Origin of the sequence: Flavobacterium aquicola (assembly GCF_003385115.1) — a bacterium.
Taxonomy (GTDB): domain Bacteria; phylum Bacteroidota; class Bacteroidia; order Flavobacteriales; family Flavobacteriaceae; genus Flavobacterium; species Flavobacterium aquicola.
Window position 1 is genome coordinate 145,687 of sequence record NZ_QUNI01000001.1, and the last position, 10,854, is coordinate 156,540.

Sequence of the window (10,854 nt, forward strand, 5' to 3'; positions counted from 1 at the left end):
ACAAATCATATGAAAAATCAGGATTTTACATCGACCATTTTGGTTGATAAAACACCAGCCGAGGCCTTCAACGCCATACAAAACTTTAGAGGCTGGTGGAGCGAAGACATCGAAGGCGAAACAGACCAGCTTGGCGAAACTTTTTTCTATCATTACCAAGACATTCACCTGTGCAAAATAAAACTTGTTGAAAAGATTCAGGATCAGAAATTAGTTTATCAAGTACTGGCAAATGAATTTAGCTTCACCCAAGACAAAACCGAATGGGTAAACACCAAGATGATTTTTGAGATTTCAAAAGAAGGTGAGCAAACCAAGGTGAAATTAACCCACGAAGGTTTAACCCCAAAAGACGAATGCTACAATATATGCAACGATGCCTGGACTGGATTCATTCAAAACAGCCTGAAAAGTTTAATCAATACGGGCAAAGGACAACCCAATCCAAAAGATGGAACCAACGAAATCAATGCCGAGAACATCAAAAAATGGAATATTGCCAATTAAATTAATTGTAATTATTAGGAGCTATTTCCTGCCATACATTACAATCTTGTTGGGCGAACCCCGCCCAACAAGGATTTCCATTTCTGTCAGGGCTAGGGCATTGGTTTTTCATAAGTAACATAAGTCTAAAACTCTGTCAACTTATTTATTTGCTACAAATTGTACACGAGAGACAGCAACTGACGAAGTAAATCAGTAATTAATTTGTGCAATTTGTGGCAACTTTTTTTAGCATCTAAAAACTAATATCCATAGTTTTAGACTAAATTTGAGTCCAATAAACTTTCCATGCACAACAAAAACCTACATAAACTCTACCACGAATTATATAATGAGTCTTCACAAAAAATTCTAAACAATGAATATTCAATTGATTTAAACATAGATAATCCATTGGATAAAAGATTTGGAATGACGCTCGTGATCAAACCAGAAATTGAAACCCAAAAGAGAATTCAAAACTTCCTTACCGAATTAAAAAGTCTGGAACCTGAGCAATACTACTACTCCAATCCTGATTTACATGTAACCACGCTGTCCATTATCTCTTGCTACGAAGGTTTTAGTTTAGCAGACATTAATGTTAATGAATATGCTGAAATCATAAGCAAAAGTCTAGAATCTATCACCGAATTTGAAATTGAATTCAAGGGAATCACCGCTTCCGACTCGGCGATAATGGTTCAGGGGTTTCCAAAAACGGAAACCTTGAATCAAATTAGAGAAAATCTAAGGGGAAATTTTGGAAAATCCAGTCTTCAAAAAAGCATTGACAAAAGATATCCTTTGACTACCGCACATATTACGGTACTTAGATTCAGAGAAAAACTGAATGATGTCAATCAGTTCATGAATTGCATCGAAAAATACAGGGACTATGATTTTGGAACTTCAAAAATTAGTACATTAGACTTAGTCTATAATGATTGGTACCAAAGAGAGGAAATCGTTCAAAAACTGGCTGAGTTCAAAATTTAAACTAATCAAAATCTACACTATCAATTTTATTCAAAACAACAATGACCGATAAAATAAAACAAACCATAACCGATTTTGTAAAAGGCGGAGACAATAGCGACACTGTACTTTTAGATAAAGTTTTACATAAGGATTTTCGGGTTACGAGCAATAATTTCATGGGAACAGCTGGAGTAACAATAATTGACAGAGAAAAATATTTATCCAATATTCAGGCAGGAGTTTTTGGCGGACTGCCAAGAATTATGACTATTGAAAATGTTGACGAATGTGGAACAATTGCTTCGGTTAAACTTCGTATAGAAAGCTCCGAGAATCATTTTGTTTCATATAATTCATTAGTTTTGGATACTGACAACGAATGGAAAATAATACACAATCTGGCCGTTGTTGAAGCGAAAAACGACAACCAATCATAAAAGACACATAATACACATAATAATGACAAAAGAATTTGCAACAGCATTTGCCAAAGAGTGGATAGCATCATGGAACTCACATAATCTTGACAAAATATTATCACATTATTCAGAAGATTTTTCTATCGAAAGCCCCTTAGCATTAAAAAGGCTTCCTGAAACCAAAGGAATCGTAATCGGAAAAGAAAATGTTAGAAAATATTGGGCATTAGGATTGGAAAATAATCCAACTTTGAAATTTGAACTTCTGGATATATTAATTGGCGTAAATAGTCTTACTATTTATTATATCAATACCGCAACAAACAAAAAAGCGGTTGAAGTAATGAGTCTCAACAGCAATATGATAGTGAATAACGCAATCGTTAATTATTCTGAATAAAAAACAACACTCCTCCTCTGTCCATTCGCAAAACCGTCTGAAAAAATATGTCTGAAATATTCAAAAAACATTTGGAAAAATTTATCGAAATAAACGAAAGTGAATTCCTCGATATTTTGGCTTTTTTTCAGGCTATAAAAGTCCGAAAAAAAGAGAATCTTCTTGTCGAAGGACAAATATGCAAATCCCATTATTTTGTTCTTAACGGCTGTCTGAGAAAGTTTTTTGTTAACGAAAAAGGCATTGAGCAAACAACCGAATTTGCCATCGAAAATTGGTGGATTACAGATAATATCGCTTTTGAAAATAAACTGACTTCCGAATTTTATATTCAGGCTGTCGAAAATTCGGAAATTTTAGTCATCGACTATCTGTCACAACAAAAGTTATTGATTGAATTTCCAAAGATGGAACGCTATTTCCGATTCATTTATCAGCGAGCCTACGGTGCCTCACAAATGCGGATAAAGTATTTGTACAGTTTTTCCAAAGAAGATTTTTACCATCAGCTAAACAGCAAATATCCCGAATTTGTACAGCGGATTCCGCAATATCTTATTGCATCTTTCTTGGGATTCACTCCCGAATATCTAAGCGAAATCAGAAATAAAAAACGTTCTTAAACCAGTTTAAGTTTTTTCTGCTCAATGATTTTGAACTTTGTCGTATCAAAATTTAAATCATAAAACAATGGAAAAGAGAATCGACATCAACGAAATTGCCCCACAAGCCTACAAAGCAATGTTTGCATTGGAAAATTATTTAGCAACCACACAATTATCAAAAACGCATAAGGAATTACTAAAAATCCGTGCTTCACAAATTAACAAATGTGCCTTTTGTATCGATATGCATACAAAAGATGCCATTAAATACGGGGAAACACTTCAACGCATCTTTTTGCTGAATGCTTGGCAGGAAACGGATTTATTTACCGAGGAAGAAAAAGTGATTTTGGCAATTACCGAAGAAATTACATTAATCCACAATCATGGATTATCTGATGAAACATACAAAAAAGCAACACAGCTTTTTGACGAAAATTATATTGCACAACTGATAATGGCAGTTGTTACCATAAATGCATGGAACAGGATTGCTATCAGTACCAATATGCAAGTTGCAAAATAATTTCGAAGCAAAAATCAATTAGAAAAACCTCTCTGTATTCAACAAATGAATGCAGAGAGGTTTTTTATTAAACAAAATTCCGATATTTGATAGTTATGTGTAATTTTTTCCAGAAAAACGATTAAAATGAAACCTAAAATAATTGTATTACTCTTTTTAATGACTTTTAGCTGTCTAACGTATGGACAAAAAAATAATGAAAGTGAAATTTATGAAATTATAAATACTGTTATTAATAATGTTAATCCTGAAATACCAATTGTTGATACGCTTAGTACAACTTCATTTAAAAGTAAGTTTTTGAGAAAACAAATTGAAAATAAAATTAGTTTTAATAGACAGCAAAAACGAATATTAAAAAGAGGAGATAAAAAAGATTTTGGAATTTTAATTAACAGATCTGAATTAAGTCATTTCAAATTTTATGATTATCATTCAATAATTGACGCTTTAAAAAATAATCAAAGTGAATTTATCCGAGAAAAAAGACCCTTTTATTTTGTGAGTAAACCAATTATTTTTTCGGAAATAAATATTGCAATTGTAAATATGGATTTAATGGGTGGCTTTGGGGCAATCTATATCTTAAAAAAGATTGATGGAAAATGGACTATAATTAATGAAGTTGGAAAATGGTATGCCTAAAAACTACACATAACAGCTCCAAACGGATTTAAGCAATTGGCTTAATGGAAAGATAGTTTTGTATTTGGAATGATACCGAAATCTTATAATCAATCAGTTAGTACTAAACGAAAAAAAGTCAAATAACAAAAAACTGCATAACAAATGAAAATTGCCTATATCCTTTTTGACAACATAACCTGGCTGGATTTTATTGGAATTTACGATCCAATTAGCCGATTGAAATCAATGGGGTATTTGCCTGACATGAGTTGGGACATTTGTGCCTATTCGGATAAAAAGATAGCTGATTCTTTTGGCTTGGAAATAGTTCCCGCTAAAATTAAAAGTTCATTGGCAAATTATGATGCAATAATTATTCCGGGTGGTTTCGGAACGAGGGAATTACAGTTTGACACCGAATTTATAGAGTGGATAAAAACTGCTGGGATTGATACCACTAAAATTTCAATCTGCACTGGCAGTCTGATTTTGGGAGCGGCAGGTTTTTTAACCGATAAAAAAGCAACTACAAACTTCCAAGAATATGAAGCACTCAAACCCTATTGCAAGGAAGTAGTAAACTCAAGAATAGTTGAAGATGGCAATGTAATTACCGCTGGGGCAGTCTCTGCCTCTATTGATCTTGGACTTTATTTATGCGAAAAATGGGCTGGACAAAATGCACAGGAAGAAATTCGTAAAAAAATGGATTATCGCGGTTAATTAAATCAGTTAGTAATACAATCTAAAATCGAGCAATTTACAAAGTGCATAATGCTTTTGATGCAATTCTTCTACAATATCCACAACATCGTCTATTTCTTGGCACAAACTGAAAAAGGCCTTGTCTAATAAATTGCTGTCAATATTCTTGTGAGCCACGCCATAACCCGAAACTGCCAATGCGCCAGTGATATCAAGAAAATATTGCGCCTCTTCCTCTTTTAAATCGAGTACTTTGGTATTGGCAAAATGCAAAATTTTACCTTTCATCTTACCCTCAAATATTTCAGCAATTTCTTCGAAACTATAGTAATAATCATGGAGACAAATTGTATTTCTTTTGCCCTGCATTACCAAATAAATAATTTCGTAGTCCTTAAAGTTGTGGTCATCATACAGTAGTGTATTCAAGCTTTCCTCCAGCCCTTCAATAGTGTCGCAGGTTTTATAAATACTTGCAATTCCGTGCTCAACAGCCAGCTGTTCTAAATTTTTGACTACCGATGTAACAGTCATTACCTCAACATCAGGTACACCTTCTAGGCAAAAAATAAATTGTTCATAGTCCTCCGAATTATAGTTATGCTGCAGATTCAAAATACTTCTTTTAATAGTTATCAATTAGAATGTAAGATAAGAATTTAAAAACCAAATCACCAAAATTTAAGAGCAAACCAACCTGATTTTTTTGAATAATTTTGGCAAAAAGTTATAATGGCAGATAGAAAATCCTTACTATCTTAGCCAAAAAAACATAATAAACATATACATCCATGGCTACATTTAGCAAACAATTATCTTTCCGCTGGTCTGATTTAGATCCTAATTTTCACCTGCGCCATAGTGCCTATTATGATTTTGGCGCACAGCATCGTGTGGAACTGCTTGAGCAATTGGGAATAACATTAAGAGTCATGCAGACAGAGCATATTGGTCCAATATTATTTAGGGAAGAATGTGTTTTTAGAAGAGAAATAAATCTGTCCGATGTCATCATCATGCAGACCAAAATGTCAAAAATGAAAGCCGATGCATCAAGATGGTCAATTATTCATCAGTTTTATAAAGACGATACATTGTGTGCAACTATCACGGTAGATGGCGCTTGGATGGATACTAAATTACGAAAGCTAGCCTCTCCAACACCGCAGATTGTGGTAGATGCATTAAACGTTTTTCCTAAAAGCGATGATTTTATTGTTCTTTAAAACCTTTAATCGTATTTTTGAATGAATAAATTTAATCTTAATATATCGCTATATGTTTACAATAGAACAAATTAAAGAAGCGCATTCCAAAGTTAAAAGCGGTGCCGATTTTCCAAATTACATACAAGATTTAATTATTTTGGGTGTAAAAGGATATGATACATTCGTGAATGACGGGCATGTTTCCTATTACGGGGTAAATAATTTCAATGTTACTTCTGATGAAAAATATGATGCAATAGCGATTGCTCCATCGGCCAATAAGGAACGATTTATCGAATTTTTAGTGATGCACCAAGATGGTCAAACCGATTATTTAACCTTTTGCAATCATGCCGGTCAATGCGGCATCGCAAAATGGCGTGTTGATATCATCGATATGACCTGCACTTATTTTGACACCACGGAAAACGAAATTTTAATCGAGAAAATTCCAGTTTAAATTCGTGATTTAAATAATTTAACCGCAAAGAACAAAAAAAGAAAAAATGCAAAGATCGCAAAGCTTTGTGTAATACTTTGCGATCCTTGCGGTTAAATAACATTCAAAAAAACTAAGTCTTTAGACCAAATCGAAACGGTCAAGATTCATCACTTTGGTCCAAGCCGCTACGAAGTCTTTGATGAATTTTTCATTTGCATCACTGCTAGCATATACTTCCGCTACAGCTCTTAATTCTGAATTCGATCCAAAAACAAGATCAGCTCTGGTTCCTATCCATTTGGGCTGTCCTGTATTATAATCGTTTCCTGCATAAAGTTCTTTATCATCAGACAATGCCTGCCATTTGGTATTCATATCCAAAAGATTTACAAAGAAATCATTAGTTAGCTGGCCTGGGCGATGGGTAAAAACACCATTCTTTGATTCATCAGAATTAATATCAAGTACACGCAATCCGCCTAAAAGTACGGTTAATTCTGGGGCTGTTAGTGTCAATAAATTTGCTTTATCAATAAGAAGTTCTTCTGTAGACACAACTGATTTTGTACTGCGATAATTACGGAAACCATCTGCTTTTGGCTCCAGATATCCGAAAGATTCAACATCAGTCTGTTCTGCAGATGCATCCGTACGACCTGGTGAAAAAGGAACAGTTACTGAAAATCCTGCTTCTTTTGCCGCTTTCTCAACCCCAGCATTACCTGCCAAAACAATTAAATCAGCCAATGAAACTTTTTTCCCGCTTTGCAGCGAATTGTTAAATTCTGTGTGAATACTTTCAAGCTTATCTAAAACCTGTTTTAGTACAGTAGGATTATTAACCTTCCAGTCTTTTTGCGGTGCCAGTCTTATACGAGCTCCGTTTGCTCCTCCACGTTTATCTGACCCTCTAAATGTTGACGCTGAAGCCCACGCTGTTCCAACTAATTGCGAAGTAGTTAAACCTGTGTTTAATATTTTTTCTTTTAATTGTATGATATCATTTTCATCAATTAGCGGATGATCTACTGCTGGAATAGGATCCTGCCACAACAATACTTCCTGAGGAACATCATTTCCAACATAACGAGAGCGTGGTCCCATATCACGATGTGTTAACTTAAACCATGCACGGGCAAAAGCATCAGCAAATTCGTTTGGATTTTCAAGAAAACGGCGTGATATTTTCTCATAAGCAGGATCCAATCTTAGTGATAAATCTGTTGTAAGCATTGTTGGCAAATGCTTTTTAGAACTATCAAAAGCATCAGGAATAATCGCTTCGGCATTTTTAGCAATCCATTGGTGGGCACCAGCTGGGCTTTTAGAAAGTTCCCATTCAAAACCAAATAAGTTTTCGAAGAAGTTATTACTCCATTGCGTTGGCGTTTTTGTCCATGTTACTTCCAATCCGCTTGTAATTGTATCAGCTCCTTTTCCTGAACCAAAACTGCTTTTCCATCCAAAACCCTGCAATTCTAAACCTGCTGCTTCCGGCTCTTTACCTACATGGTCTGAAGGTCCCGCTCCATGCGTTTTCCCAAATGTATGTCCGCCAGCAATCAATGCTACTGTTTCTTCATCATTCATAGCCATGCGCCCAAAAGTATCCCTTATATCTTTTGCAGCAGCGATAGGATCAGGATTACCATCAGGTCCCTCAGGATTTACATATATAAGTCCCATTTGTACAGCTGCAAGCGGTTTTTCTAAATTTCTAGAGTGAATTTGACCATTTGCATCATCATCAGATGAAACAACTCCATGATCTTTCGGCACACCTTCAGAACCATCTTTGTAACGTTCATCTCCCCCAAGCCAGGTAGTTTCAGAACCCCAATAAATGGCATCCTCTGGTTCCCATACATCAGCTCGTCCTCCAGCAAAACCAAAGGTTTTAAATCCCATCGATTCCAATGCAACATTACCGGTTAATATCATCAAATCTGCCCACGAGATTTTTCGTCCATATTTTTGTTTAATAGGCCATAAAAGTCTTCTCGCTTTATCAAGACTTACATTATCAGGCCAGCTGTTAAGCGGTGCGAATCGCTGCTGACCAGCCCCAGCACCTCCCCTGCCATCATGAACACGATATGTTCCTGCACTATGCCAGGCCATTCTAACAAATAGTCCGCCATAATGACCAAAGTCAGCGGGCCACCAATCTTGGGAATCGGTCATTAAGTCGTGAAGGTCTTTCTTTACCGCTTCTAAATCCAGACTTTTAAATGCTTCTGCATAATTAAAACTTTCCCCCATCGGATTGGATAAAGATGAATTTTGTCTAAGGATTTTTACTTGTAGCTGCTTTGGCCACCAATCAGTATTTTTTGTACCTGATCCAGTACATTGTTTTGAACTTCCTCCCGAAAACGGACATTTACTTTCTCCGTTTGAATTCTGATTTGCGTTATTTTCCATAATGTGATGATTTTTAAAAACTTAGACCAATTTACCAAAATTATCTTTATCTAAATTATTTTTTTAATAGATAAAAATTATAGCGCGACTCTAAAAGCTTAGTTTAGAATAATTCCGCATTCACCCAAATTTTATTTGTAATTTAGATGTATTAAATCCTCCAAAAAAAAGTCAGCATGAAAATTAATTACAAATCGGTAGATGAGTACATTAAGACATTTCCAAATGAAGTTCAATTGATTTTAGAAAAAGTTCGCAAAACTATTATAGAAAAAGCTCCAGAGGCAGTTGAAAGTATATCTTATGGAATGCCAGCGTACAAAACAAACGGAAAACCATTGGTGTATTTTGCAGGTTATAAAAAACACATCGGGTTTTATGCAACACCAACAGGACACAGTGAATTTGCCAACGAACTTTCGAATTACAAACAAGGAAAAGGTTCCGTTCAATTCCCTATTGATCATCCTATTCCGTACTGGCTCATAGAACAGATTGTCATCTTTCGAGTAAAAGAAAATGAAGAAAGAAAAAGATCGTAAGCTGATGAGTCTATAAATTTAAAAGATTCATATAGAATACTATAATTTTTCTGGAAGTCAAAAATTTTAAACAATTTTGGAGTTCCCTCTTGGAGCTATATCACCTTCTAATTATAAAAATGTGAAATGAATTGGAAAAAAAAATGTTTGCCCACGACGCTGCTTGCATCCTTTTTACCATTTCGAAGTTCAGAAAACAGAAAACCAATTTAATCAATAAACATAAAGAATGAAAACCTACTTTGTTGACTCATTTACTAATCAAAAATTCAAAGGAAATCCAGCGGCTGTCTGTTTCCCTATCGAAAACTTGAACACTGAAACCATGCAAAAAATTGCGATGGAAATTGGCTTTTCAGAAACGGCATTTGTACAACAAATAAAAGACAATAATTATAGTATTCGTTTTTTTACACCAAAAATTGAAATTCCGTTGTGCGGTCACGCTACATTAGCCTCATCTAAAATTATTTTCGACACTACAATATTAGAAAACATAAAATTTATCAATTGTGAGAATGTCGAACTTTTAATTGAAAAAGTAAATAATAAAATCCAAATGCAGTTTCCAGTTTATGATACTGAAGAAACAGAAGTCCCAAAAAAAATGCTCGATGCTCTAGGAATTTCTGAAATCGTGGATAAAAGATACAGCCCTAAAAACAAAATTATTTTAATCGAAATTAAAAATTCATCCAAATTGGCAAATTTAAAGCCTGATTTTTCAGCACTAATCAATTCATATACTGGAATCAACGGTGTTTTAATAACCTGTCCTTCCGAGGATGAAAACTTTGATTTTCATTACCGCTATTTTTGGCCTTGGGCAGGAACCAATGAAGATCCAGTAACCGGTGGAGTCCAAACTTTTTTGACAAAATATTGGGCTGAAAAACTGGATAAAACAAAGCTGAATGCATTTCAATCATCTGCAAGAACAGGAATAATGAGCACCGAAATAATTGAAGACAAAGTTTATATTTATGGAGAAGCTGTTACTGTATTGGAAGGGGAATTTATTTTGTAAAAACTAAAACATATATTTTTAATGACTTCATTCTATTACTTATTGCTAGTCACCCTTAACTTTTTTTAAAACTGTCTTCCCAAAATATTTTTAGTCATTTTCAAATGATACACAAAACTGCAAAAAGCAGTAAAAAATCATTTTTCAACCATTTCTCTATTAAAAATATATTTCAATTTAAAAATTTCAAATTCTATAGTATCCTAACCCACTAAGTTTAAATACGTATATACACTATTTAAAAACTAATATAAACTTTCTTTTATTCAGAAATCTATAAAATAAGAAAAGCCAAATTGCTGATTTAAAAAAACAACGACTTCTAGACTAGCCATTTATAATCGAGGACGCAACAGGAAACCAAAATCAGTCAGTATATAAATCAAATTCTGTAACAAATAAGGTCTTTAGCAAATAACAACTCTAAGTACGGATTTACGTATAATTACACCTACCGTTATT

At 34.3% G+C, this 10,854-nt stretch carries 14 protein-coding genes; 12 read left to right on the forward strand and 2 right to left on the reverse strand.

Annotated elements, in window-relative coordinates:
- The first annotated feature begins 9 nt into the window (after positions 1-9).
- From C8P67_RS00520 to C8P67_RS00555, 8 genes are all read left to right on the forward strand, one after another.
- Positions 10-507, forward strand: a complete 498-nt coding sequence (locus C8P67_RS00520; RefSeq protein WP_115809282.1) for an SRPBCC family protein — start codon at positions 10-12, stop codon at positions 505-507.
- A gap of 288 nt (positions 508-795) precedes the next feature.
- Entirely contained in the window at positions 796-1,485 is a 690-nt protein-coding gene (locus tag C8P67_RS00525; protein WP_115809284.1) for a 2'-5' RNA ligase family protein, read from the forward strand.
- 41 nt (positions 1,486-1,526) lie between these two features.
- Entirely contained in the window at positions 1,527-1,904 is a 378-nt protein-coding gene (locus C8P67_RS00530) for a nuclear transport factor 2 family protein (RefSeq protein ID WP_115809286.1), read from the forward strand.
- Positions 1,905-1,926: 22 nt separating this feature from the next.
- Positions 1,927-2,286, forward strand: coding sequence for a YybH family protein (locus C8P67_RS00535; protein WP_211319877.1), 360 nt, complete (start codon positions 1,927-1,929; stop codon positions 2,284-2,286).
- Positions 2,287-2,333: 47 nt separating this feature from the next.
- Positions 2,334-2,909: a Crp/Fnr family transcriptional regulator gene (locus tag C8P67_RS00540; protein WP_115809288.1), complete on the forward strand. Its 576-nt coding sequence runs from the start codon at positions 2,334-2,336 to the stop codon at positions 2,907-2,909.
- Between the two features lie 67 nt (positions 2,910-2,976).
- Complete coding sequence (locus tag C8P67_RS00545; protein WP_115809290.1) at positions 2,977-3,417, forward strand: carboxymuconolactone decarboxylase family protein; 441 nt, start codon at positions 2,977-2,979, stop codon at positions 3,415-3,417.
- A gap of 126 nt (positions 3,418-3,543) precedes the next feature.
- Positions 3,544-4,062 carry a hypothetical protein gene (locus C8P67_RS00550; RefSeq protein WP_115809292.1) on the forward strand — a complete coding sequence of 173 codons (519 nt, stop codon included), beginning with the start codon at positions 3,544-3,546 and terminating at the stop codon, positions 4,060-4,062.
- A gap of 144 nt (positions 4,063-4,206) precedes the next feature.
- Complete coding sequence (locus C8P67_RS00555) at positions 4,207-4,767, forward strand: DJ-1/PfpI family protein (RefSeq protein ID WP_115809294.1); 561 nt, start codon at positions 4,207-4,209, stop codon at positions 4,765-4,767.
- Between the two features lie 9 nt (positions 4,768-4,776).
- Here the strand turns inward: C8P67_RS00555 and C8P67_RS00560 are convergent, their stop codons facing one another.
- Positions 4,777-5,388, reverse strand: a complete 612-nt coding sequence (locus tag C8P67_RS00560) for a DUF6642 family protein (RefSeq protein ID WP_317125435.1) — start codon at positions 5,386-5,388, stop codon at positions 4,777-4,779.
- Positions 5,389-5,540: 152 nt separating this feature from the next.
- On the opposite strand from C8P67_RS00560, the gene C8P67_RS00570 reads away from it, so the two are divergent.
- Positions 5,541-5,975, forward strand: a complete 435-nt coding sequence (locus tag C8P67_RS00570) for an acyl-CoA thioesterase (protein ID WP_115809295.1) — start codon at positions 5,541-5,543, stop codon at positions 5,973-5,975.
- Positions 5,976-6,027: 52 nt separating this feature from the next.
- Entirely contained in the window at positions 6,028-6,417 is a 390-nt protein-coding gene (locus tag C8P67_RS00575) for a DUF1398 domain-containing protein (RefSeq protein WP_115809297.1), read from the forward strand.
- A gap of 120 nt (positions 6,418-6,537) precedes the next feature.
- Here C8P67_RS00575 and katG read toward each other — a convergent pair whose 3' ends face one another.
- The gene (katG, locus tag C8P67_RS00580; RefSeq protein WP_115809299.1) at positions 6,538-8,823 is read right to left on the reverse strand and encodes a catalase/peroxidase HPI; all 2,286 of its coding nucleotides are present in this window, start codon (positions 8,821-8,823) and stop codon (positions 6,538-6,540) included.
- A 176-nt stretch (positions 8,824-8,999) separates the two neighbouring features.
- Between katG and C8P67_RS00585 the strand changes: the two genes are divergently transcribed.
- On the forward strand, positions 9,000-9,365 hold the full coding sequence (locus C8P67_RS00585) for an iron chaperone (RefSeq protein WP_115809301.1): 366 nt from the start codon (positions 9,000-9,002) through the stop codon (positions 9,363-9,365).
- 229 nt (positions 9,366-9,594) lie between these two features.
- Complete coding sequence (locus tag C8P67_RS00590; RefSeq protein WP_115809303.1) at positions 9,595-10,392, forward strand: PhzF family phenazine biosynthesis protein; 798 nt, start codon at positions 9,595-9,597, stop codon at positions 10,390-10,392.
- The last annotated feature ends 462 nt before the right edge of the window (positions 10,393-10,854 follow it).